This is a genomic window from Streptomyces sp. NPDC007905 (assembly GCF_042959345.1).
In the GTDB taxonomy this organism is placed as follows: domain Bacteria; phylum Actinomycetota; class Actinomycetes; order Streptomycetales; family Streptomycetaceae; genus Streptomyces.
Genome location: NZ_JBIBKS010000002.1, coordinates 216673 through 238972 on the forward strand (window position 1 = coordinate 216673; position 22300 = coordinate 238972).

Sequence of the window (22300 nt, forward strand, 5' to 3'; positions counted from 1 at the left end):
CGCTGCGCCGACGCGCGCCCACATGTGGACAGGGCCGGAGGCCATGAGGCGATCACCGCAAAGCGCAGCCACGGTCAGAACAGTGCCTCCGGCGGGGGATCGGCCGGCACCGGGATGGAGGGGGCGCCGTCGCCGCCCGCGCGTCCATAGTGGCGGATGCTGGGGGCTCCCATCCCGCACACCATCGACCCAGGCAGAGCCGAGCGGACGCGGCCCAGGGCGTCAAGGTCGTTCGTACAGTGGCGCGCTCCACCTTGACGCCCTGAACCACGCCCGCTCCACGGTGTGTGGGTCGACGGCGTACGGGATGGCAGCTAGGAGCGTCATGTAGGTGTGCGTGCGCCGCTCAAACCTGACCATCGATGGGTAATGCCTCGTCCTGCGCTACCACCGACAATGAGGTGCTACCCACCAAGAGATTGAACCTGGTACTGAGCCCTAGTGGAATGACACTCTTGGTGTCCGCGGCCACAGTGCGGGCGACGTCAAGGAGTGGTTGCGGTATTGCCAGGCGGTCGGGTCGGTTCGGCAGCGAGAACGTCTCGGGCCCGCCGGGACCGCGCGTCTTGGTACTCGCACGGGCAGTTGCACGGAGGGGGCGACGGACGCCCGGGTACAGCGCTGCATACAGCCCAGCGAACGCACTGACGTGGCTTGCCCCTGCACCGGTAAGACGGCAGACCGTAATGTCCTCGATAGTGCGTCTCTCGACCAGGTAGGGCGGCAGCACCTCAGGATCCGAGCACACAAGCTTCGTGACCGCCCAGATACCCGCATCGGAGCGGGCCGACGCATCGACGTTGTGAATGTCGACCAAGAGCTGCCAAACGTCTGACGGCTGAGCCGTCCGGTGAAACTGCTCCAAGCGCCGTGGTATGCGGAACAGGTTCCTGTCGAACACCTCGTTCCAGCGCTCCATGGCTTGTCGCGCCCCGGCCTGCCTGCGACGGTCAGTGTCATAGTCCGCGATGATGCGCTCGCGCTGAGCGCGAACTTGCTTCTGTCGCAGGTCACCTAGTTCGTGTGTGAGGACGTGACGTATGCGCTGAACGGGCCGGCCGTACGACGCTGCCAATTCGATCAGATTCGGGTCGTCCAGGGCAGGCCCCCGCCAGGGGCCAGGCCTGGGCACATAGCGCTCGGCCATAGCCACGACAAGCTCAGCTACGCGAGCTTGACGACGCTGGACGGCTGGCGTCTGATCGATGGCTTGCTCCAGCAGCCTACGAGGCATGCCCAGGGCGGCGGCGACTTCGTCCACAAACCGTGGACGACGGCTCGGGACGATGCCCTCGTTCTCAAACCTTCGATAGTTCTTGGGGGAGACCCCAAGGCGGCTCACCACGTCTTGGGCACGCAAGCCGGCGCCGCGCCGGTAGTCTGCAAGCGTCCACGAGGTGTGCGCATCAAAGTTCATGAGCTGCCAAGGGTGGACCTTCAGTGCCCGGGCGAGGGCTCGCACCCGCGGCGGGTCTGGCACTCGGTGCCCATTTTCGTAGGCCAGGATTTGTGCCTTCGTCGCCCCGACAGCCCGTGCCAATGCGTCAGCGGTCATCGCCTCCGCTCCGGGATGCCTAGAGGCGTCCATACGGCACTCCCGCAGCGCAGAGGGGCTGAAATCAGCCATGCCCCGTGCCATCCGTATGCTCTTTCTCGTCGGTGGGACCAGTTTAGGGGTACCATTCGAGGGCGAGGCTGTCCTCACATCGTGACTCACCTAAGGGCGTGACCAGCACTGTCATGTCATTTAGCGGCAGAACTGGTGGATGCTCCTGCGGAAAAGCGCGATGTTAGAGCCCGTTGGCCGCACGGTTTAAGGACCTCGGTCCGCGTGTATCGGTTAGGGAAGAGGCCCTGTACCCCCACGGTTCATGACGCCGTAGGCGGGGGCACAGGGCCGGCGTGTGGGAGTGAGCTCCCGGAAGGCCCTCTGTTGCAGCAGGGGGCCTTACGCGTCTAGAGGTGACTGTCGATCATATGGCGCAGCCAGGCACCCAGTGCCTGGAGCGTCAGCCAGACTGACACCTTCTTGACGATCTTCCGGTAGCTACGCTCCCCGCCCTCCGGCGGGTTTTCCGTACGCGGCACCTTCCTCTCGGTCGCGGAGCCGATCGGCTCCGATCGGATGACCCGATCGACGGTTTGCGCCTCGAGAAAGATGTTGGGAAGAGCTTACCGGTTTCCGTAGACAACACCGCTCCATGAGTGACACGACCAGCGCCAACTGCCGCACAGAGTCGTTTTTTGACGGTACGTTCGCGCTACTTCCGGCGGAAGTGAGATGCAGCGGCAGCGAACGTGTTGGCGAGAAACGCCTGTTGAGAGGCATCAACCTAGGGGGGGCGTCTCCTCAGGTTGGTTGCGGGTCATGGAGTCCGCCTACGACATCTGACGTAGACGTGATCATTGCTGCAGCCGTTCACTCCGAATGCTGTGGCGTCGGTCACGCGACGTGCGTCCTGGACTGTGTAGGTGACACCCCCGGTAGGCGCCCCCTACGGCTGGGGAACGTACCGTGCTTCCGACGCTGATTCCCGCACCCTGTCGGCATCCCAGCCAGACCTATACGTTCAGTGGCCTCGGCTTGCAGCGGGCGAAGGCAACGAGCGCGGTCGCCATCCTCGCGCGTGCTCGGCGTCCGAGTAGACCGCATCGATGCTGCGCCCAGGGATGCCAGCTGGGGAACTGACACCAACGCCTGACACCAACGGCAGCGGACCGAAGCGGTCAGCCAGGGATGGTGGCGAACCGGAGATCGAAGCCCCCAGCGGATGGACCAATCGCGAAGACGCTATGTGATCGACCTGATAAGGATGAGGCCACAGGTTCAAATCCTGTTAGCCCCACCAGCGAGAAGACCCCCGGTCCACCAGGTCCGGGGGTCTTTTGGCACCTGGAAGCAGGTCATTGTCGCCGGGAGGCGGGGGTTCAGGTGGCGACGCTGACCCTGGGGTCAGTCAGCGCCCCCGCCATCGGCTGCGTCGGGAAGGGCCCTACTTCAGCGCGACCCCGTCCCCCGCCGCCGTGGCCGAACCGGTCGTCCCCGTTCCCGCGAAGTGCCAGCGCCAGGTGCCGGAGGCGTTCGCCGTGATCGTCGTCTTCAGCTTGCCCGCGCTGTCGGTGCGCACCGTCTTGACGGTGGTGTACGTCGAGGCACCGGTTGTATGTACATCTCAAGACTGTTGTAGGCGTGTCCCACGCGTGCCCGAAGCAGCGAGCAACGACGGGGAACAGCGGTGACGTGCAGGGCGGAGGCCGCGGAACGGCAGCCCAGTAGGACCTGGTAGGACCGCCACTGCCTCGCACCGTTGAGCCGGCCGAGCACCGCTACTGAGTGACCGGCTTCCTGACGCGGTCGGACTCGTCCTGTACGAGCAGGGACAGCAGGGAAGCCACGGAGAGGCCGGCTTCTGCCGGGTGGCGCAGCACCTTGTCCGGCTCGATGCGGTACGTGTTCGTGCGCCCGTCGCGGGTGTGGGAGAGGTAACCGTCTCGCTCGAGATCGGAGATGATCCGCTGGACGGCGCGCTCCGTGAGCCGGCAGTGGGCAGCGATGTCGCGGATCCGGACGTTCGGGTCGTCGGCGATGGCTGCCAGCACGCGCGCGTGGTTGGTGATGAACGTCCATCCGGTGTGAGATTCGGGCACTCCAACCATGCCCTGCATTTTAGGGGGCACCATTGCCGGAACCCAGATACATGACATACTTTTCATGTAACAGTTGACCTGTTCCCGTGAGGGAGAACCACAGAAGGGGCCCGAGCGTGTCCTGGGACGAGGCCGTCATGCCAAGGCTCATGAGTAACGTCGGCGGGAAGCAGTGGCCGGATCAGGTCAACGAGCATGCCCCGGAAGGGGCTGAGGTGACTCAGCACGCATGGCGCGGTGCCTGGGTCGTCGTCGCGCAGGGCTCCTACGACATGCACTCGATCACGCCTCTGGCAGACGCGCTGGAGACGGCGGCCAAGAAGCACCCGAAGGTGGTCCTCGACGCCTCCGGCGTTGACTTCGCGGACTCGACGTTTCTGAATCTGCTGATTCGTACGCATCAACTGGGCAACCTGCGCGTGGCCGCGCCGCCGCAACAGCTTCAGCGTCTCTTCGAGATCACCGGAGCCGACACCGTCCTGCAGATACGAGGGACGGTGGAAGCCGCCGCCGTCGCCTGAGCCACGGCGGTCGCCGAACGGGCGGTCCGGGCTGGAGCGTCAGGGCCCGCAGGAAGGTGCCCCGCAGGAGGGTGTCCAGCACGGACGGCGAGCACCCCGCGCCGCCGCGCGAGCCGGGACTCCCGCACGGCGCTGCTGCCGCCGGGAAGGTGCCAGGTGAGCCGGGTGGTGAACAGTCCCGCCCCTCGGCGCGCTGCTGGGGCTGCCCCACGGGCCGGGCCTGGACCTCGGCCGGAACGGGAGCCGGCGAAACGCCGTCCTGCCGAGCCGTCGCGCAGCCCGCGGAGTGCGGCATGGTGCCCGGCCGGCCCGGCCCCGGCACACCAGTTCATGGCATACAAAAGGCCCGACCGCTGGCGACGGGGGATGCACCAGCGATCGGGCTATGGCCAAGGGTAACAAGGTTGCGGGGCCCGGGGGAGGCAAACGATGTGTTCGTTGCGGTACTTGGCTGATCTTGGTCGGTCAGCGGGGGCACGGGGGGTCGTACGACACGCGGGGGAGGTATTCGTGCCACCTCTGGGGGGTCAGCACGCCCCGGGTGACCGAGCAGATGTGCCGGATGGCCTCGTCGGCGTCGAGGCGCCACAGACGGACCGTGTCGGCGCCGCTCGACACCCCGAGTACCTGGCTGTTGGGGCTGAAGGACAGGAAGTTGCCCGTCTTGGCGTAGGGGCTCATCGACTGGCCGATGGGGGTGGCCGAGGAGGGGTGGGTCACGTTCCACAGCCGGACCGTGTTGTCGTTGCCGCCACTCGCCAGGGTGCGGCCGGACTCGCTGAACGTCAGTGACGTGACCGCCTCCGTGTGGCCGGTGAGAGGGGAGCCCAGCGCCGTCACCGCGCCCGGGTCGGTGACGTCCCAGAGCCGTACGGTGTCGTCGTCGCTGCCGCTGGCCAGCGTGTGGCCGTCGGGGCTGTAGGCGAGCGCGTTGACCGGGCCGGAGTGCCGGGTGAGCGCAGGGCCGAGCTCGGCGGTACGGGCGGGGTCGGACACGTCCCACAGCCGGATGGTGCTGTCCGCGCTGCCACTGGCGAGCGTGTGTCCGTCCGGGCTGAAGGCGAGGGCGTCGACGAAGCCCCGGTGGCCGGTGAGCGGTTTTCCGAACGGGACGGCTCGGGAGGGGTCGGCGACGTTCCACAGCTGGATGGTGCGGTCGTCGTAGGCGGTGGCCAGGGTGCGGCCGTCGGGGCTGTAGGCCAGCGCGTCGGGGCCCATGAAGCGGGTGCGCAGGGCGAGAGGCGGTCCGGCGGCGGCCGGGTGCGCCGGGTCGGTGACCTTCCACAGGTACACCGCCCGGTTCCCGGTCAGTACGGCGAGGATGCGGCCGTCGGGGGAGAACACCATGGACCGCTGGCCGCCGTCCGCGGGCATGAACGGTCTGCCCAGGGACACGGGCCGGCCGGGAGTCGCCACGTTCCACAGCCGGATCCTGCCGTCGCGCGCCGCCGTGGCGAGCACCTTCCCGTCCGGGCGGAACGCCCCGCTGCGGCCGATCATGTCCGGCGTCGGTATCGACCACAGCCGGACCTTGCTGTCACCGCTGCCGGTGGCGAGGGTCCGGCCGTCGGGGCTGAACCCCAGGGCGTACATCTCGCCGCTGCTGCCCGCGAGCGGCTCGCCGACCTGCGAGGGGGACGACGGGTCACTGACGTTCCACAGGCTCGCCGTGCTGTCGGCGCTGGCCGCGGCGAGACGCCCGCCGTCGGGGCTGAACGCCACGGACCAGATGGGGCCGGTGTGGCCGGTGAGCGGTGAGCCGATCGGTGCCCCGTGCGCCGGGGCGGAGACGTTCCACAGCCGGATGGTGTCGTCCGCGCTGCCGCTGGCGAGGGTGCGCCCGTCGGGGCTGAAGGCCACCGAGTGCACGAGGTCCGTGTGGCCGGTCAGCACGGTCGGCAGGGGCTCGGGGTGCCGTGGATCGGCCGTGTTCCACAGCCGGATCGTGTCGTCGTCACCGCCCGCCGCGAGCGTGCGCCCGTCGGGGCTGAAGGCCACGCAGCGCACCGCCGCCGTGTGGCCGCCCAGCGTGCCGAGCGCCTTGGGCCGGCGCGGGTCGGCCACGTCCCACAGGCGGACGGTGTGATCCTCGCCCGCGGAGGCCAGCGTGTGTCCGTCCGGGCTGAAGGCGACCAGGTAGATCGTGCCGGTGTGGCCGGTCAGTGGCCGGCCGAGCGAGGCCGGGTGGGCGGGGTCGGCGACGTTCCACAGCCGGATCGTGCCGTCGTCGCCCGCGCTGGCCAGGGTGTGCCCGTCGGGGCTGAAGATCGCGCTGCTCACCCAACTCGTCTGAGCGGTCAGGGCGTTGCCCAGCGGCTTGGGGCGGCTGGGGTCGGCCACGTTCCACAGGCGGACGGTCCGGTCGTAGGAGGCCGTGGCCAGGGTCTTGCCGTCGGGGCTGAAGGAGGTGAGGTAGACGGCGCCGGTGTGGCCGAGCAGGGGGGTGGCCAGGGGCGCGTTCACGATCGAGATCAGCCTGCTGTACGTCCCCTCGTCGTCGGGGCGCAGGTCGTGGGCCACCAGGTCGAGCTGGGCGGCCAGCGACGGATCCGTGTGCTGGACGCGGTCCGCCTCGGCGAGGACCTGTTCGAACACGGCGTCGTCCCGCTGCTGCCACGCCACCACCGCCGAACCTGCGGCGAGGATCGCGAGCACGACCAGGGCCGCCACGGCGGCGCGGCTGATCAGGACCGTGCGCTTGCGCAGCCTGACCGAGGCGGCCAGGAACTGCACCGCGCTGCGTGTCAGGTAGGTGTCCCCGGCGGACTTCGCCCAGGTGCGGGCCTGCTCCAGGCGGGAGCCCCGGTAGAGCAGCGAGCTGTCCCGTTCGGAGGCCTCCCAGGCGCGGCCGTCCTCCTCCAGCCGCTGGCGCAGCAGGTGGTCGCCCCGGTCCTCGTCGATCCAGTGGCGCAGCCGCGGCCAGGCGTGCAGCAGCGCCTCATGGGTGATCTCGACGGTCTCCGCGTCGAGCGTCACCAGCCGGGCGCGCACCAGCGCCTCGAGCGACTCCTCCGTCTTGCCGGGGTCCGCCGACTCCTGCGCCAGCTGGCGGCGCGTGCCGCGCCTGCGCGTGGCCTGGGTGTCCTCGCCCAGCCGGACGAGCCGCAGCAGGAGCAGCCGGGCGGCCGAGCGGGCGGCCGGGTCGAGGCTGGACCAGGCGCGTTCGGCGGTCGCCGCCACCGCCCCCTGGATACCGCCCGCCGCGCGGTAGCCGGCCAGCGTCAGCCGGCCCGCCTTCCGGCGCTGCCAGGTGGCGAGCAGGGCGTGCGAGAGGAGCGGGAGCACCCCGGCGTCGTGCGCTCCGCGCGGGCCGTCGGCGCTCACCTCCCGCACGATCAGCTCGGCCAGCCCCGGTTCCAGCTCCAGTCCCACGGCCTTGGCGGGGCCGGTCACCGCCTCCCGCAGCTCCGCGGTGGTCAGCGGCCCGAGCACCATGTGCCGGTGCTGCAGCGCGTCGGCCAGCTCCGGGTAGCCGAGGCACTGCTCGTAGAAGTCGGCGCGAACGCCGAGGACCACGAGGACGGGGGCGGCACCGGGCGATTCCGCGGGCGGGGTGCAGGCCGCGTGCAGGAACTGGACGAAGGTACGGCGGCCGGGCTCGTCGGGGCAGAGGGTGAACGTCTCTTCGAACTGGTCGACGATGATGACGGGGCGGGGGGCGAGGGAGGCGGTGCCTCGCGCGTCGCCGGCCGACCGCGCGGCCGAAGTGGCCTCGGCGTCCCCTCGTACGACCGCTGAGGCGCCGGCGTCCCGTCGCGCGGCCGAGGAGGCGTCGCCGTCCGGCTCCGGCCCCGACGACGCGTCGCCGGGCAGCCGCTCCTGCGCGGCCGTCTCCCGGCGCGCCCACGCCGTGACCGCCTCCCGCACCCCGCGGGTGAAGTGCGGGGCGTCGGAGCCCGGCGCGGCGGGGTTCCGTGCCGCCTCCTCCTCGGCCTCGCGCGCCTCGGCGGCGAGGGCGGTGAGTTCGGGGACGCGGCGGGTCAGCTCGCCCAGCGGATCGGCGCCCGGTACGAGCTGGAGCACGACGCTCGGCCGGTCGCCGCCGTCCCGCAGCGCGCCACCCTGCACCGCGGGCACCAGACCGGCATTCAGCAGGGACGACTTACCGGCGCCCGACGCGCCGACGAGCATGATCAGGCCGCCCTTCCTCTCGGCGGCGCGCAGCTGGGCCACCAGGGCCTCCGTGCTGCGCTCCCGCCCGAAGAACCACCGGGCGTCCTCCTGGCGGTAGGGCGCCAGCCCCCGGTAGGGGCACACGCCCCCGGCGACGGGCGGGGCCGGAACCGGAGGCGACCGGTCCTCCTGCGCGGGCACTGCGGGGCGGTCGCCCGCCGGGTCGGCCAGCGCGCGCTCCCACAGGCGCTGCCACTGGCCGAGGTCGTAGAGGCCGGAGGAGACGGGAACGGGCCGCGAACGCCGCGCCTCCGGGATCAGGATCTGCAGGACGGCCGCGAGGGCGGCGAACTGGGCCGGTACGTTCTTGGCCCGCCGCCAGTCGCTGATGCGCTGGGCGGACACCCGCACGGGCCGCCCGCGCTCGTCCACCCGCTGCAGCCGTACGACCGCTTCCGACACGCTCTTGAGGGGAGGGTTGCCGGCCTCCTTGTACAGCAGCGCGAGGCGCTCGGCGAAGGCTGTGCGTGCCCCTGAGTCGGAACTCAAGGTCCCACCCCTCACTCCACCTGTATCTGGACGTCCGGACCGGAAAACTCACCCTATACGGCTGACCTGCGGTAAAGCCCTCGTCCGAAGACCGGCACCTCCTCTGCGGGACCGTCACATGGCAGGATCACGACCCGGTAGCCGCCTCATCACGGACCGTCCGGACAGGCCACCGGCTCGACGCGCGGAGACACCGCCCATGGCGCCGAACGTTCTCGGTCAACTTCGGCCGGGAGGCGGCGGAGACACCGAAGACGCCAGAGACATCACGGATACGACGGACATCGCAGGCATCGGCGACCGGTGACCGGCCCGGGCCGGCCCCTGCTCTTCCCACTCCTGCGACGCACTTCGATTCGCGCCGACACGCCGACGCGGCGCGGATCGACGCCACCCGCTCCGTCCGGCACCGGTCCCCACGAGGGGAGGGACCGGTGCCGGACGGGCCGGTGCCGGTACGGCGGCCACGTACCGGACGTACACATGGCCCGAGGGGCGGAGATGGCCCGAGACTCGCCCACGGGGCCCGGGAGCACGCCCCACATGCCCGGGAGCTCGCCGCTAGGCCATCCACCCGGCGGTGCGAGCGGCGGCGACGGCGCTTCGTTCGGCCTCGTCGGCGATGGCGTTCAGCGACATGTTCCGGCCCTGTGCCGTCCCGCCCGCGGCGGCGGCCGCCGCCTGGGAAGCGGTCAGCGCGGCCCGAAGGGCCGAGGTGGCGCCGGTTCCGTCCCGCGACGCGGCCACCTGGGCCGCCAGTGCCGCCGCCGCGGCGGCGTTCCGTGCGCAGCGGGCGTCCGCCGCGGGATCGGGGTCGCTGCCGGCCGGCGCGTCGAGTGACCCGGCCGCCAGCCGCAGCGCGCCGGCGGCCCTGCCGACGGGACTCGTCGGCACGAGCTGGGCGGCGTCCTGGGGGATCCCGGCGTGACGGCAGGTGGCGACGGCGCGGTCGTACGCGCTGCGTGCCCGGTCGGCATGGACCTTTCTCAGCGCCGCCGCCGGCGCGGTTCCTGTCACTGCCTCTTCGCGTCCGCTCATCTTCGGTCTCCCTCGGCCGGGACGCACCGGTCCGGTGGATTGCGGGACCGGGCGCGGGCAGGGTGCCACGTCGGCCGTGAAGAGGCCAGAAGCGCGCGGGAACCCGGCAACGCGGCCGGCACGGGGGACCGGACCGCCCTGGAAACCTGACGTACCGTCAGTTAAGGTCTGTCCGCCGGTCGTTCTCGAAGGGGTGAGTGCCATGGTGAAACGTCCCGACTGCCCGCAACCTCCCGGCGCCCCGCGCTGGGTCGCGATGTTCTACCGGCCGTCACGAGCCTCCTGGCGGGTGGGCGCCGAGTCCCCCGACCGAACCCCCGTGCTGTACGCGGTGGGAGACATGGCCCAGACGGTTCGCGCGCGTGGGGACGATGTGACGGTCGCTCTGTGGGGCCCGCGGGACGGCGCCTGGCACCGGTTCGACAGCCCGGCCGCAAAGGAGCCCGCCCCCTCGCCCGGTCCGCCCCCGGAGCGGGCCGTGGAGCCGGTCAGGCTCGCCGAGCGCATGGCGGACCGCCGGCACCAGGTGCTCATGGCCGGCCTGAGCAAGGCGGGTCTGTACGACCTCTCCCCCGAGGACGAGTTGGCGGTACGCGCACTGGTCGACGGGCTCGACGAGCCGGCGGTCCGCCGGGTCGCCCACTGGCTCGCCACCGCCGGCCGGCCGCGGAGCGGTTAGGAAGCCCCGGTTCACCGTGCGGTCCGCCGGGCAGTGACGTCCTGGAAGTCAGTGAGCCGACCGGCGGCCCGCCCTCGGGCAGGCCGAGGTCACCTACGGCTGGAGGACGTATGAAGGTCTCCGTCGACCGCGGCGTGTGCTACGGCTCGGCCGAGTGCGCGCACCGGGCCCCGTCCGTGTTCGCGTTCGAGGACGGTTTCGGCGTCGTCCGGCCCGGCCGGGAGGAGAGCGGGGGCGATCCCCAGGTGCGCGAGGTGGCCGAGAAGTGCCCCTCGCAGGCCATCGCGCTCACCGAATGACGCCGGGGACCGTGGCGTGCCCGCCGGTCAGCCACCGGCAGGGTAGGTCCACGCGAAGTCCGCCAGCGCCCGTGCCCTGGCCTCCACCACGGCCATGCGGGCGTCCCGTTCGGCCGGATCGACATGCGGGGCCTGCCCGGTGACCTGCCCCTCCCACTTCCGGTACAGCAGCCCCATCTCCGCGGAGAACCACCCGGTCCGTCGTCGGGGTCGCCGGGGAACCCGGCCGTGGAGCCGTCGGGCAGCAGATCCAGAACCCGGGAGGTCGCCCAGCCGATCGTGCAGGGCGGTCAGTAGATCCCGGCGGACGAAGAGCGTCGCCGGATGCACCTGGGCCCGGAACCCGTTCTCCTTCCAGAACCGCAGGACGCACCCGCGCTCGATCCGGCGCATCACCGTGGTCACCGCTGTCCACGCACCGTCAGCCCGCTTCCTGCCGGAGGCCTACAAGTCACTAAGAGCGGTTCCGCACGGTCCCCGGGCAGCACGACGTCGCAGACGTCCATGAGGAGGCTCCGGTGCCGGCCGCTGTCGCGCACCATCCGCGCGCGAGGACCTCGTAGGAGCGTGCCGCGCCCGGGCCGCGTGTCGTCCGCGATCTCCCCGCAGGCCTTGGGCACCGGTCCAGGCTACGACCTGCGAAGGGGACCTGACGACTCGGCGGCGGGCCCCGTGAACAGCGCAAGACCCCCGGCCGATCCCGGCCGGGGGTCTGTCCGTGTCGACTGATGCGTACGCAAGTCGCCGTGCTGTCGAAACGTCTGCGGTCCTGCGTGCTGCGATCGGCTCAGCAGTCGAGCGGTGCCGTGGCCTGGTCGGCAGCGTCCGTCTCGGCTTCGGTCTCGCCGAGGGGGCGGTGCCGGCAGCTGGGGGACTTACCGTGGGCCTCGGCCCGGATGCGTTGTTTCATCGTGGGGGGCAGGGCCCTGCCGTAGGTCCAGGCCCAGTGGTTCATCGCCGGGCTCGCCGGGGCTGTCCGGTGCTCGGTGCCGGCCGTCGGGGTCTCGGTCTGGGCGACCGCGGTGGTCGCGGTGACGAGTCCGAGCGCCGTGCACAGCGCGAGGAAGGCGGTGACGATGGCGGTCCACAGCTTCACGACCTTGGTCTGGGTCATGGCCCCTCACTTTCGGGTTGGGCGATTTGCGTACTTTCCTCATGATGTGTATGGGGGTCGTGAAGTGGTGGACCGACGCCCGTGGCGCGGCGATGTTCCGATGAACACCACTCGGATGGGTGTAAGGCGGTAGAAAAACATCAAAAAGCAGGTGAGGGCGAGCGAAGGGGAGAAAGTAACGGCCCGTGAGGGCGTGATCACCCTCCGGTCGCAACGCTCGCCGACCTGGCCTATTGCGCTGGTGGAGGCGGGAGTTGGGGCCCGGCGCAGGTCACCGATCGATATCGGTCGGTGTGTATAGTCGGGCGCCAGAGGTCCCCTACGTCAAGGAAAGACGAGGTCGCGCGGTGAAGAAGCTGCTCCTGGTCGCACTGGCCGCCATCGGCGGGCTCCTCGTGTACCGCCAGATCCAGGCGGATCGCGCCGAGCAGGATCTGTGGACGGAGGCGACTGACTCCGTGCCCACGGGTTCGTGAGTACCGATCCAGCATCTGATCAGACCCCGGCCGCCTTCGCGGTCGGGGTTTTGTGTTGTCCGGGGGTCCGTGGTGAAGCGCCGTGTCGCCGGTCCTCGACGGCTGGTGTAGGCGTCCGGCGGTACGGGTCCCGGGGGCGTCGGCGTTTCGGACGGCCGTACGGATTCCACGGATGGCGCAGGCCTGACCGGGGCAGGATGGGCCACGGCCGGGAGCGCGGGTACGGAGCGACGGGAGCGGCGCGTGCGGGGGCGAGGGTGTAGGACGTGGTGGCGGCGGGCCGGCCGGCCGACGGGTGCCGGAGCCCGGGCGGCGGTCGTGGCGGCCGTGCTGTGTGCCGTGGCCGCGCTGCCGGGCGGGATCGCGGCCGGCAGCGGGCCCGCGACATACGCCTTCGCCTCGAACGCCCGGCGGGTCACGGGTGCGGCGGGCACCACCGGCGCCCAGCTGCTCGAACCCGGCCGGACCTACCGCAGCTCCCTCCCCGAGCACGGCAGGCTCTACTACCGCCTCGACCTCGCCAGGACGACCACGGCGTACGTCCCCGTCACCGCCGTACCCCCCGCCCACACCACCGTCGCCGCCACCGACGGCATCCGCGTCTCCGTCCAGGACACGGGCGGCGGCTCCTGCTCCTACGCCTCCGCACGCTTCGGCGCCGCACTGAGCCCGCGTCCCGTCACGGCCCTGGGGCAGCGCGAGGCCGGCCGGACGCTGTGCCAGGGGGCGGGGACCTACTACCTCGTGGTGGAACGACTGGACTCCCAGGACTCCGCCGCGGCGGGCTCGGCGCAGCGCTGGGACCTGGAGATCGCACCCGTCACGGAACCGCGTCCGGCGCGGCCCGGTCCCACCACGGCGCCGCGGAGCTGGGACTCCGCCTCACCCGAGCCTCTCGCCGACAATCCCCGCGAGCGGTCCGGGGGTGCCGGCTTCGCCGGGGCCCGTCCGCTGGACCAGGGGGTCTGGCGGACCGACATGGCCCCCGGGCAGACCCTCTTCTACAAGGTGCCGGTCGACTGGGGCCGCCGGGTGCACGCCGTCGCCGAACTGGGCAGCTCCACGAGCGGCCACGGCTACGTCGGCGGTGCCCTGACCCTGTCGCTCCACAACCCCGTCCGCGGATACGTCGACGACGCCTCCCTCGGTTACACCGGCACTCAGAAGAGCGCGGCGCTCGACCCGCTGCCGCCCGTGGAGTACGCCAACCGGTACGCCGTCCTCACCGGGGAGAACGCGGTGCGCTTCGCCGGCGAGTACTACCTGGTCGTGCACCTGAGCGAGCGGATGGCCGACACCTTCGGGCCAGGGCCGTTCGGGGTGACGCTGCGGGTACGGATCGACGGGCAGGCCCACGGCGGCCCCGGGTACGCCGGGCGGCCCGTGCCGGACGACGTCTTCACGGTCACGGAGCAGGACCGGGAGGCAGCGGTGACCGGGCGCACGAGAGGCGGCGGCACGGCGATGAAGGCGCTCGCGGTGGGCGGGATCGGCGCGGGGACCGCGCTGCTGCTGGTGCTGGGCGTGTGGACGGTGGCGGCCCGGCGGGCTCAGACGCGCATCAGCGCCCAGAAGCCCACGGCGTAGCAGGCCAGCGCCAGGAGCAGGATGGGGATCGCCGCCCTGGCCGGGGGACCGGCGCGGCGGGCCCGGTGGCCGTGGGCGCGGACCGGCTCCGTCGGCCGCGCAAGCGGTGGGACCTGCGGGTCCTGAGCGGTGTACGAGGCGGTGGAGGTGTCGGCGCGCAGGTGTGCTTCCGGGGCAGGAGGGGCGGTCGGGACGGGGTGCCAGGTGGTGTACGGCGGGTGCGTGGGGGCGTGCGGGGAGAGCGGGAGGGGCCCGGTGGTGGGAGTGGGGGCCTGCTCGGCGGGGTGCCCGCCGTACTGGTCGCCGCGCTGTGCCCGCCGGAGTTCCGGCTGCGGGGGCGGGGTGTACGGCTGGGGGCTCGGGGTCGGCTGTGGGGGCGGGAGGTGGAAGCTTCCGGTGTCCGACATCGACGAGGGCACGGAGTGCTGCGTCCCGTCGCCCTCCCGGCGGGGATCGAGGGGCTCGGCGGCGGATGCCGGCCCCGCTGTGCTCCCCGTGGTCCCGTCGGTGGTGTCCGTGGCCCGTTGCACTGCCCGTAACCGCACTCCGGATGCGGGCTCGAGCGGACCGTCGGGCCCGAATCCCGGTGGCAGCGGTCCGAGTTGGTCGAAGATCTCGATCAGCTCGTCGTCGGGACCGGGCTCCGGCAGGAGCTCCGCCGCGGAGGCGAGCGCCTTGCGCGCTCCCGTGGCGGTGCGGAAACGGGTCCCCGGATCGGGCTGCAGCAGGGTGGCGACGACCTGCCAGAGCGGCTCGGGAACTCCCTTGGGCGGGCCGGGCGTTCCGTGTTCCATGAAGTACTGCACGAGCGCCTTGGCGTCGGGCTTGGCACCCTCCATGAGATAGAGGGCGACCAGGCCCACGGCGAACAGGTCGGCGGGGAAGTCCGGTTCGGCGCCCAGCATCTGCTCGGGCGCCAGGTAACCGGGCGTGCCCACCACGAGGTTGGTCTCCGTCAGGCGGGGCTCGCCGAACCGCATGGCGATGCCGAAGTCGGACAGCCTGAGCCGCGGCCGGCCGGTGCCGGTGGCTTCGAGCAGCACGTTGGCGGGCTTGATGTCCCGGTGCACGACCCCTTCCGCGTGCACCGCGGCGAGGCCGGACAGCAGTTGGTCGAGCAGGACGCACACGAACGCCGGCGGCAGCGGGCCGTAGTCACCGACGAGGTGGACCAGCGAGCCGCCCGCGACCAGGTCCATGGTGAACAGGACCTTGTCGTCGTCGGCGGCCCAGCTGGCCGGAGCGAGGACATGGGGGTGGTCGATGCGCAGCGCCTGTTCCCGTACGAAGCGCAGCAGTGAGTGGGCGTCGCGCTGCTGGAGCACCTTGGCGGCCACATAGCGCCGGCGCCGGTGGTCCCAGGCACGCCAGACGGCACCCGCACCGCCACGCCCGATCGGGTCGGCCAGCTCGTACCGGCCGGCGAAGACCTCACCCATGACAGTCCGCCGCTCCTCCCCCTAGCCCCTCGCTGCTCCCTCTACCCGCTGCAGCCCCGGCTTGCCCCCGGGTTCTCCCCCTGGATGAGTGATGACGCCCCGGGCCCTCACGCCCCGAAAGGAGGCTGCCCCTCGAACCCTGCCCATGGCCCGGCCCCGGACCCCCTCCGAGAAACCGGGCCCCGGGATCAGTTCTGGTGGGACTGGTAGTGCGCGACCGCGTCGGAGGTGCGGCCGGCGCCGTAGACCCGGAGGAATTCCGCCAGTTCGGGGTGGCTCGGGGCGAGGGTTTCGGCGGCCTCGATGATGTCACCGGCGGCGGCCACCGAGCGCAGCAGCGACTGGATCTCGCGCACCACGCGCTTGACCGTCGGCGCGCCCGAACTGTTCGTCGTGTGCGTGGTGTTGCTGAGCACGGATCCCCCCTGAGACTTCTTGATCTCGTCCATGCGGTCGGTCGCCTCCGCCGCGCTGACGCTGCCGTCCGCGACCTGGGCCGCCAGCTCCTGCAGCAGTTGCACCCGCTGGACCACGGCGGGATTGCCGATCTTCGCGCGCTGGCCGCTCATCAGCTGCGACAGCATCGGAGCCGACAGGCCCAGCACCGCCGCGAGCCGGGCCTGGTTCAGCCCGAGATCGTCGATGAGCTTACGGAAGAGCGCCCCCAACGGCTCCCCGTACCAGTTCCGCTGCAGCTCCCGCGCTCTGGCGGTGGCTTCCTGCTGTGCGGCGTCCATTGCGTCTCCCCATCGCTTCCCCTGAAAACCGCGGTTCGCTGTAGCGAACCACGTCGAGCATCTTACGGAGAGTGGTCATCCGCGGGGACCCCCAATCTTTTTGCGGGATACGGGGGGTGACCCGGTACTCTGGTCTGCGGCGCCCGCCGGATCGCGAGATCTCCGGCCGACGCTACCCTTCCGGGGCCTTAGCTCAGTTGGTAGAGCGCCGTCTTTGCATGGCGGATGTCAGGGGTTCGACTCCCCTAGGCTCCACGCTTCAGACCCCCTCTGACCTGCGAAATCGCGGTCGGAGGGGGTCTTTTTCGCGTACGAGCGGCTTCGCGCTGCCGTGGGTCACACCCCCGGCGGCGCCTTACGCACCAGGTCAGAAGGCGATCAGCCAGCGGCCGCGCACTCCGCCGGCGGCCGGCCGTTCATGGGCGGTGGCGGCCTCCTCGGGCGGGAGGACGGCGGCCGTGCGCAGGGCGATCGCGCCCTCGGCGGCCGGCCGGACGAGTTCCGTCAGGCCTCGCGGGGCGCGGGGTGGGCCATCACCAGCACCTGGTGGCAGGTGATGTCCCGGGCCGCGGGCAGATCGTACGGACGGCGGCGGACGAGGTGGCCGCCGTCCCGGACGATGTCGAGCGCCGGTGCGCCGAGGGACGGCGGCGTCCACGACGACCTCGGCGCCCTCCGGCAGCGCCCGCCGGTAGGCCGCGACCGTCTCCTCGGCGCTGCCGCCCCGGGGCACCACCAGGTCGGCACCCAGCGCCCGCAGCAGGTCGTGGTCTCGGGGCGGCCGACCACGCTCAGGCCGCGGTGCCGGGCCGGCTGCACGACGTACCCGCCGAGCAGAGCGCTCCGCCACGCCGATAACGGACAGCACGCTGCCGGGACTCAACGGGGGCAGGGACAGCCCCTGATGGGCGGCCAGCCCGTTCACGGGCAGCCCGGCGGCGCCGGTCAGCGGCAGCGATCCGGGCAGCCGTACGGTCTGCTCCACGGGCACGCACAGATGGGTGGCCCGCGAGCGGCCGGCCGGGGTGAAAGGGGTTGACGAAGACGACGACACGGTCGCCGACGGCGAGGTCCGTGACGCCGTCGCCCAGGGCGTCGACGTGGCCAGAGGCATCCATCCCGGGGGTGGAGGCATCCGTCCCGGGGGTGAAGGGGGTGTGAACACCCTCCAGCCCCTGCCCGCCCCGCGTCCCCGCCGGGCCCCACGCGCACCTCGAGGACGCGCCGGCTCGAGGACCGGTAGGCCTCGCCGTACGGGCCGTCTCCCGCCGGAGCCTGCGTCCCCTCACCGCCTGTCCGACCGCACGCTGACGGCTCCCGGGCCGACCCACAGCGGTTTCACGTGAAACGAGCCGTGGGGCGGGCAACCTCACGTCGCCCGCCCCACAGCCCAGTTGACATCGTGACAGCCGGTCGCCTCACTCCTGCTCGTCGCGATCAGCGGCCTCGGCCTGCTTCGCCTGGACCTCAGGGTCAAGCACCGAGGTGCCGCTGCCGTCCACGGAACTCAGCCGGCCCGACTCCGGCACCTCCGTCGCGGCGGGCGGCTCTACCAGCCAGTCGGGATTGGCCTGCTTGTCCCACCACTTCCAAGCCGCGAACGCGCCGCCCGCCACCAGGCCCAGCAGCGCCAGGACCTTCACGGCACGGCCGGTCCGGGACCGCCGCTCGTGCCTGCGGGCCAGCTTGTGGATCTCCTTCGCCGAGACCTGACCGCGCAGCGCGGCAAGCGCGGCAGCACCTGCGGCGGCACTCCGCGCGGCGGCCTCGTCCGCCACGGGGGCGGCCACGGCCACCGCCTGCTCGATCTTGGGGCGTGAATAGTCGGCCGCCTGCCGGGCAGCCTTGCGGGTGCGGATGGCGGCCTCATGCGCGGCAAGGTCCACTTTCGGCGGCACATGCGCACGGGCCTGCTCCAGGCGTGGGGCGAGCCGGGCGTCGTACTGCTCGCGGGCCTGTTCTGCGGCCTGCGACACCACGGGTGCCAGCCGTACGCGTGCCTCCTGCGCGTAGTACGCGGCACGCTCCTTGGCCGTGTCGGCGTAGGGCGCCACCACTTCCGCGGCGTGCAGCACGCTGTCCTTCGCCGAGCCGGTCGCGGCGCGCACGCTTTCAATGCGGGTCACGGGTTCCTCCTCCTCGGTGGCGTACGGTAATCGACTTTCCACCCTTTTACGGATCATGCCTGCCAACGGCGCGCGCGGCATGCGAGGGCGGGCATATGGGTGCAACAGGTGCCTCCCGTCGACACTCCCACGAATCGCGGTCACGCGCCCCCTCACTGGAGGAACTCGTGGCGGCCCGGCTCCGTCGGCTCCCGGGCGTGCGAGGATCAGGGGGTGACACGAGGACAACGGAAGGCAGATCGTGGCTGAGCAGCTCTACGCCACCCTGAAGACCAACCACGGCGACATCGAGGTCCGGCTGTTCCCGAACCACGCGCCCAAGACGGTCAAGAACTTCGTCGAACTCGCCCAGGGCGAGCGTGAGTGGACCCACCCGGGCACCGGTGCGGTGACCACGGACAAGCTCTACGACGGCACGATCTTCCACCGGATCATCAGCGGCTTCATGATCCAGGCCGGCGACCCGCTGGGCAGCGGCATCGGCGGCCCCGGCTACGAGTTCGAGGACGAGTTCCACCCGGACCTGCGCTTCGACCGGCCCTATCTGCTCGCCATGGCCAACGCGGGCCCGGGCACCAACGGCTCCCAGTTCTTCATCACCGTCAGCCCCACCCCCCACCTGAACCGCAAGCACACCATCTTCGGCGAGGTCGCCGGCCCGGCCGGCCAGAAGGTCGTGGACGCCATCGCCGCCGTGCCGACCACCCTCCCGAACAATCGCCCGGTCAACGACGTGGTCATCGAGACGGTCGTCGTCGAGAAGCGCCAGGGCTGAGCCCCGCCACCGCCCGGCAACCTCCCGGGGAACCAAACGCCCCGCTCGTCCGTATGGAGGAGCGGGGCGGGGTATTGCCGGGAGACAGGCCCACGACCAGCAAGGGGATCCGATGGACCAGGCCGCAGGCAGCACGCAGGACGCCCGGAGCCTGCCCGTGTGCTACCGGCACCCGGACCGTGAGACCGGCGTGCGCTGCACCCGCTGCGAACGCCCCATCTGCCCCGAGTGCATGGTCAGCGCCTCGGTCGGCTTCCAGTGCCCCGACTGCGTCCGCGGCGACTCCGGCACGGGACACGCTCCGGCCGCGTCCCGGCCTTGTACGGTGGCGGGGGGCACGGTGGCGGCCGACCCGAGGCTGGTCACCAAGATCCTCATGGGGATCAACATCGCCGTGTTCATCGCGGTGCAGGCCAAGAGCTCGCTCCTGAACGACCTGGTCCTCATCGGACAGTGGCCCCCGAAGCCCTTCCAGCCGACCATGGGCGTCGCCCAGGGCGAGTGGTACCGCTTCGTGACCTCGATGTTCACGCACCAGCAGGTCTGGCACATCGGTTTCAACATGCTCAGCCTGTGGTGGATCGGAGGCCCCCTCGAGGCGGCCCTCGGCCGGGCCCGCTATGTGGCGCTCTACTTCGTCTCCGGCCTGGCCGGAAGCGCGCTCACGTATCTGCTCGCGGGCCCGTCGACGGCCTCGCTCGGCGCCTCCGGGGCGATCTTCGGGCTCTTCGGCGCGACCGCCGTGCTCATGCGCCGGCTGAACTACGACATGCGGCCGATCATCGCACTGCTGGTGATCAACCTGATCTTCACCTTCGGGTTCAAGGACATCGCCTGGGAAGCCCACATCGGCGGCCTCGTGGCCGGTGTCGTCACCGGGTACGCCATGGTCCACGCACCCCGCGAGAAGAGGGCACTGGTCCAGTACGGCACCTGCGCCCTCGTCCTGGCCGTGACGGTGCTCCTCGCGCTGGTCAGGACCGCTCAGCTCAGCTGATACCGAACCGTTGTCCACAGCGTGTGCCGGATCTTGTGCATACGGTGCGGAAACAGCTGTGCCCCCTGCCGCTCGCATGTGTTTCCGCAGGTGGGGCAGGGGGCGAACAGGCGTATGAGCGCCGGTAGGGCAGTCACACCGGCGTCAACCGCCGATGAGTTATCCACAGATCGTAGTCTTTTCCCCAGGAGGGTGTGGACAGGGGGTCGGACCTGTGGATAACTCAGCGAACAGCCGTGGGCAGAGCTGTCCGGGCAGTGGCTACTTCCACTGCGTGGAGACACCGAACCCGGCGGCGATGAAGCCGAAGCCGACCACGATGTTCCAGTTGTCCAGGCTGTCGATCGGCAGTGAACCGTCGGTGACGTAGAAGACGACGATCCAGGCCAGGCCGATGAGGAACATGGCCAGCATGACCGGCGCGACCCAGGCGCTGGTGGTGAGCTTGATGGCCTGCGTCGGCTTCGCGGGCGGCGGCGTGTAGTCGGCCTTCTTGCGGATACGTGACTTCGGCACGAGGGTCTCTCCTGTCGATGCGCTGCGTGGCCGCGCAGGGAACTGGGTCGGGCTCGGGGGAGCGTACAAGGGTCCGTGAAGACGACTCTGCGTGCTGCCCCGGGCGTCCGTTAGCGTAGTGCTTCCGTGGCGCCGAAGGAGATAAGGGTACGTTGAGCAATTCTGCCGACTCCCCCGGGACGGGATCAACGGGTCCCGGCCCCGCTCGTGGGCTCCGCTACCGGCCGGTGCGGATCCTCACGGTGGCCGTCTTCGCGCTGGCGGGGCTCATCTTCTTCACGAGCTTCAACACGGCCAAAGGCACCGACATCCGCGAGGACTCCTCCCTGCTGAAGCTGTCCGACCTGATCCAGGAGCGCAGCCGCAAGAACAAGGAGCTGGACACGTCCAACGCGACCCTGCGCGAGAACGTGGAGTCGCTCGCCGAGAGCGACGACGGCAGCACCAGGGCCCAGGACGAGAGGCTCAGCGGGCTCGAGAAGAGCGCGGGCACCGAGAAGGTCACCGGCAGGGCGATCACCGTCAGCCTCAATGACGCCCCGCAGAACGCGACCGCCAAGCTCCCCGGCTACCCCGAGCCGCAGCCCGACTACCTGGTCATCCACCAGCAGGACCTGCAGGCCGTGGTGAACGCGCTGTGGCAGGGCGGAGCCAAGGGCATCAAGGTCATGGACCAGCGGCTGATCTCCACCAGTGCTGTCCGCTGCGTGGGCAACACCCTGATCCTCCAGGGCCGCGTCTACTCACCGCCGTACAAGATCACGGCAGTCGGGGATCCCGGCAGGCTGCAGCAGGCGCTCGCCGCGAGCAAGGCGATCCAGACCTACATGGTGTACGTCAACGTCTACGGCCTCGGCTGGAAAGTCACCGAGGACGGGACGGTGACTCTGCCGGGCTACTCGGGCACAGTGGATCTGCACTACGCGAAGCCCGTCGACTAGTACGTCCAGCACGTGCAGGTCCCCCCTCAGGAGCCGCTGGTGCGTGTGATGGTCCGGACCGTCAGCGAACTGTGCATCACCGTCGGCGCCCTGATCGTGCTCTTCGTCGTCTACGTGCTGTTCTGGACCGGCGTCCGGGCCGACGCCGTCATGAGCGACCAGATCGACCAGCTGCACCAGCAGTGGTCCAAGGGAAGCGTCCGGCCCCCGACGGGAAGCTCCGGGGCCCCGGCGAGCGAGGCGAAGCCGGCGGTGTACCACTACGGCAGGCCCTTCGCGATCATGTACATCCCGCGGCTCGGTTTCACGTGGAACAAGCCGGTGCTCGAGGGGACCGGCACCGATGTGCTGAAGAAGGGCCTCGCCCACTACGCCGGGACCGCCCGCCTCGGGCGGAAGGGCAACTTCGCGGTCGCGGGCCACCGGCGCACCTACGGCGATCCCTTCAAGGACTTTCCGCGGCTGCGGGCGGGCGACACGGTGGTGCTCACGGACGGAACGACCTGGTTCACGTATCGGATCGACAAAGGGCCCTACAAAACGGTTCCGGCCGACGTTGAGGTGATCGACCCTGTGCCACGTAAGTCGGGGTACACGCGACCGGGCCGGTATCTGACGCTGACCACGTGCGATCCGGAATGGGGGCACAGTCATCGGCTGATCGTCTGGGCGCATCTGGACTCCACGCAGCCTGTGGAGGCAGGCCAACCGAAGGCTCTGCGCCGTTAGTCTGGTGCTGTACGGC

At 70.9% G+C, this 22300-nt stretch carries 20 protein-coding genes, 1 tRNA gene and 3 pseudogenes; 11 read left to right on the top strand and 13 right to left on the bottom strand.

The features are described 5' to 3' along the window. Positions 1-346: 346 nt before the first annotated feature. From ACFZDC_RS04665 to ACFZDC_RS04675, 3 genes are all read right to left on the bottom strand, one after another. On the bottom strand, positions 347-1639 hold the full coding sequence (locus tag ACFZDC_RS04665) for a helix-turn-helix domain-containing protein (RefSeq protein WP_391320085.1): 1293 nt from the start codon (positions 1637-1639) through the stop codon (positions 347-349). 1354 nt (positions 1640-2993) lie between these two features. Further along, positions 2994-3128 (bottom strand): hypothetical protein, encoded by a 135-nt coding sequence (locus tag ACFZDC_RS04670; protein WP_391320087.1) that lies wholly within the window; start codon positions 3126-3128, stop codon positions 2994-2996. A gap of 199 nt (positions 3129-3327) precedes the next feature. Continuing rightward, positions 3328-3657 carry a MarR family transcriptional regulator gene (locus tag ACFZDC_RS04675; protein ID WP_391320089.1) on the bottom strand — a complete coding sequence of 110 codons (330 nt, stop codon included), beginning with the start codon at positions 3655-3657 and terminating at the stop codon, positions 3328-3330. A 107-nt stretch (positions 3658-3764) separates the two neighbouring features. Here ACFZDC_RS04675 and ACFZDC_RS04680 point away from each other — a divergent pair, with 107 nt between their 5' ends. Further along, a complete protein-coding gene (locus ACFZDC_RS04680; RefSeq protein ID WP_391320091.1) occupies positions 3765-4169 on the top strand; it encodes an STAS domain-containing protein in 405 nt (134 codons plus the stop codon). 465 nt (positions 4170-4634) lie between these two features. Here ACFZDC_RS04680 and ACFZDC_RS04685 read toward each other — a convergent pair whose 3' ends face one another. Then, the gene (locus tag ACFZDC_RS04685) at positions 4635-8831 is read right to left on the bottom strand and encodes a hypothetical protein (protein ID WP_391320093.1); all 4197 of its coding nucleotides are present in this window, start codon (positions 8829-8831) and stop codon (positions 4635-4637) included. Between the two features lie 561 nt (positions 8832-9392). Then, positions 9393-9869: a hypothetical protein gene (locus tag ACFZDC_RS04690; protein ID WP_391320095.1), complete on the bottom strand. Its 477-nt coding sequence runs from the start codon at positions 9867-9869 to the stop codon at positions 9393-9395. 202 nt (positions 9870-10071) lie between these two features. On the opposite strand from ACFZDC_RS04690, the gene ACFZDC_RS04695 reads away from it, so the two are divergent. Both ACFZDC_RS04695 and ACFZDC_RS04700 read left to right on the top strand, forming a co-directional pair. Further along, the gene (locus ACFZDC_RS04695) at positions 10072-10548 is read left to right on the top strand and encodes a hypothetical protein (protein ID WP_391320097.1); all 477 of its coding nucleotides are present in this window, start codon (positions 10072-10074) and stop codon (positions 10546-10548) included. 110 nt (positions 10549-10658) lie between these two features. Then, positions 10659-10847 (top strand): 4Fe-4S domain-containing protein, encoded by a 189-nt coding sequence (locus ACFZDC_RS04700; RefSeq protein WP_391320099.1) that lies wholly within the window; start codon positions 10659-10661, stop codon positions 10845-10847. Between the two features lie 27 nt (positions 10848-10874). On the opposite strand, the pseudogene ACFZDC_RS04705 reads toward ACFZDC_RS04700, so the two are convergent. Further along, positions 10875-11231, bottom strand: a pseudogene (locus tag ACFZDC_RS04705) (glycosyltransferase family 2 protein); the annotation flags it as partial. Between ACFZDC_RS04705 and ACFZDC_RS04710 the strand changes: the two are divergent. Continuing rightward, positions 11230-11310: pseudogene (locus ACFZDC_RS04710) on the top strand (glycosyltransferase family 2 protein); the annotation flags it as partial. The pseudogenes ACFZDC_RS04705 and ACFZDC_RS04710 overlap by 2 nt on opposite strands. Before the next feature lie 324 nt (positions 11311-11634). Here the strand turns inward: ACFZDC_RS04710 and ACFZDC_RS04715 are convergent. After that, positions 11635-11961 (bottom strand): DUF6344 domain-containing protein, encoded by a 327-nt coding sequence (locus tag ACFZDC_RS04715; RefSeq protein ID WP_391320101.1) that lies wholly within the window; start codon positions 11959-11961, stop codon positions 11635-11637. Between the two features lie 347 nt (positions 11962-12308). On the opposite strand from ACFZDC_RS04715, the gene ACFZDC_RS04720 reads away from it, so the two are divergent. Both ACFZDC_RS04720 and ACFZDC_RS04725 read left to right on the top strand, forming a co-directional pair. Further along, entirely contained in the window at positions 12309-12437 is a 129-nt protein-coding gene (locus ACFZDC_RS04720) for a DLW-39 family protein (RefSeq protein ID WP_003999697.1), read from the top strand. Positions 12438-12680: 243 nt separating this feature from the next. Beyond that, a complete protein-coding gene (locus tag ACFZDC_RS04725) occupies positions 12681-14024 on the top strand; it encodes a hypothetical protein (protein ID WP_391320103.1) in 1344 nt (447 codons plus the stop codon). On the opposite strand, the gene ACFZDC_RS04730 is transcribed toward ACFZDC_RS04725, so the two are convergent. Both ACFZDC_RS04730 and ACFZDC_RS04735 read right to left on the bottom strand, forming a co-directional pair. After that, the gene (locus ACFZDC_RS04730; protein ID WP_391320105.1) at positions 13988-15463 is read right to left on the bottom strand and encodes a protein kinase; all 1476 of its coding nucleotides are present in this window, start codon (positions 15461-15463) and stop codon (positions 13988-13990) included. The two genes, ACFZDC_RS04725 and ACFZDC_RS04730, sit on opposite strands and share 37 nt — an antisense overlap. A 188-nt stretch (positions 15464-15651) precedes the next feature. Next, on the bottom strand, positions 15652-16200 hold the full coding sequence (locus ACFZDC_RS04735; RefSeq protein WP_391320107.1) for a helix-turn-helix domain-containing protein: 549 nt from the start codon (positions 16198-16200) through the stop codon (positions 15652-15654). A gap of 182 nt (positions 16201-16382) precedes the next feature. On the opposite strand from ACFZDC_RS04735, the gene ACFZDC_RS04740 reads away from it, so the two are divergent. Further along, positions 16383-16455, top strand: a tRNA-Ala gene (locus ACFZDC_RS04740). Between the two features lie 112 nt (positions 16456-16567). Here the strand turns inward: ACFZDC_RS04740 and ACFZDC_RS04745 are convergent. The 3 genes and pseudogenes from ACFZDC_RS04745 to ACFZDC_RS04755 form a co-directional block, all read right to left on the bottom strand. Continuing rightward, the gene (locus ACFZDC_RS04745) at positions 16568-17191 is read right to left on the bottom strand and encodes a hypothetical protein (RefSeq protein WP_391320726.1); all 624 of its coding nucleotides are present in this window, start codon (positions 17189-17191) and stop codon (positions 16568-16570) included. Between the two features lie 61 nt (positions 17192-17252). Further along, a pseudogene (locus ACFZDC_RS04750) lies at positions 17253-17573 on the bottom strand (hypothetical protein); the annotation flags it as partial. A gap of 45 nt (positions 17574-17618) precedes the next feature. Then, a complete protein-coding gene (locus ACFZDC_RS04755; protein WP_391320109.1) occupies positions 17619-18326 on the bottom strand; it encodes a DUF5324 family protein in 708 nt (235 codons plus the stop codon). A gap of 241 nt (positions 18327-18567) precedes the next feature. On the opposite strand from ACFZDC_RS04755, the gene ACFZDC_RS04760 reads away from it, so the two are divergent. Next, complete coding sequence (locus tag ACFZDC_RS04760; RefSeq protein ID WP_391320111.1) at positions 18568-19101, top strand: peptidylprolyl isomerase; 534 nt, start codon at positions 18568-18570, stop codon at positions 19099-19101. Positions 19102-19213: 112 nt separating this feature from the next. Further along, positions 19214-20098, top strand: coding sequence for a rhomboid family intramembrane serine protease (locus ACFZDC_RS04765; protein WP_391320113.1), 885 nt, complete (start codon positions 19214-19216; stop codon positions 20096-20098). 261 nt (positions 20099-20359) lie between these two features. On the opposite strand, the gene crgA is transcribed toward ACFZDC_RS04765, so the two are convergent. Beyond that, a complete protein-coding gene (gene crgA / locus ACFZDC_RS04770; RefSeq protein WP_391320115.1) occupies positions 20360-20614 on the bottom strand; it encodes a cell division protein CrgA in 255 nt (84 codons plus the stop codon). A 152-nt stretch (positions 20615-20766) separates the two neighbouring features. On the opposite strand from crgA, the gene ACFZDC_RS04775 reads away from it, so the two are divergent. Continuing rightward, the gene (locus ACFZDC_RS04775; protein ID WP_391320117.1) at positions 20767-21555 is read left to right on the top strand and encodes a DUF881 domain-containing protein; all 789 of its coding nucleotides are present in this window, start codon (positions 20767-20769) and stop codon (positions 21553-21555) included. A gap of 39 nt (positions 21556-21594) precedes the next feature. Next, positions 21595-22284: a class E sortase gene (locus ACFZDC_RS04780; RefSeq protein WP_391320119.1), complete on the top strand. Its 690-nt coding sequence runs from the start codon at positions 21595-21597 to the stop codon at positions 22282-22284. The last annotated feature ends 16 nt before the right edge of the window (positions 22285-22300 follow it).

Bases quoted from the DNA above. Each gene is read 5' to 3' on its own strand.
- ACFZDC_RS04665 (WP_391320085.1), bottom strand. From the start codon at position 1,639: ATGGCACGGGGCATGGCTGATTTCAGCCCCTCTGCGCTGCGGGAGTGC.
- ACFZDC_RS04675 (WP_391320089.1), bottom strand. From the start codon at position 3,657: ATGGTTGGAGTGCCCGAATCTCACACCGGATGGACGTTCATCACCAAC.
- ACFZDC_RS04690 (WP_391320095.1), bottom strand. From the start codon at position 9,869: ATGAGCGGACGCGAAGAGGCAGTGACAGGAACCGCGCCGGCGGCGGCG.
- ACFZDC_RS04695 (WP_391320097.1), top strand. From the start codon at position 10,072: ATGGTGAAACGTCCCGACTGCCCGCAACCTCCCGGCGCCCCGCGCTGG.
- ACFZDC_RS04700 (WP_391320099.1), top strand. From the start codon at position 10,659: ATGAAGGTCTCCGTCGACCGCGGCGTGTGCTACGGCTCGGCCGAGTGC.
- ACFZDC_RS04715 (WP_391320101.1), bottom strand. From the start codon at position 11,961: ATGACCCAGACCAAGGTCGTGAAGCTGTGGACCGCCATCGTCACCGCC.
- ACFZDC_RS04730 (WP_391320105.1), bottom strand. From the start codon at position 15,463: ATGGGTGAGGTCTTCGCCGGCCGGTACGAGCTGGCCGACCCGATCGGG.
- ACFZDC_RS04735 (WP_391320107.1), bottom strand. From the start codon at position 16,200: ATGGACGCCGCACAGCAGGAAGCCACCGCCAGAGCGCGGGAGCTGCAG.
- ACFZDC_RS04765 (WP_391320113.1), top strand. From the start codon at position 19,214: ATGGACCAGGCCGCAGGCAGCACGCAGGACGCCCGGAGCCTGCCCGTG.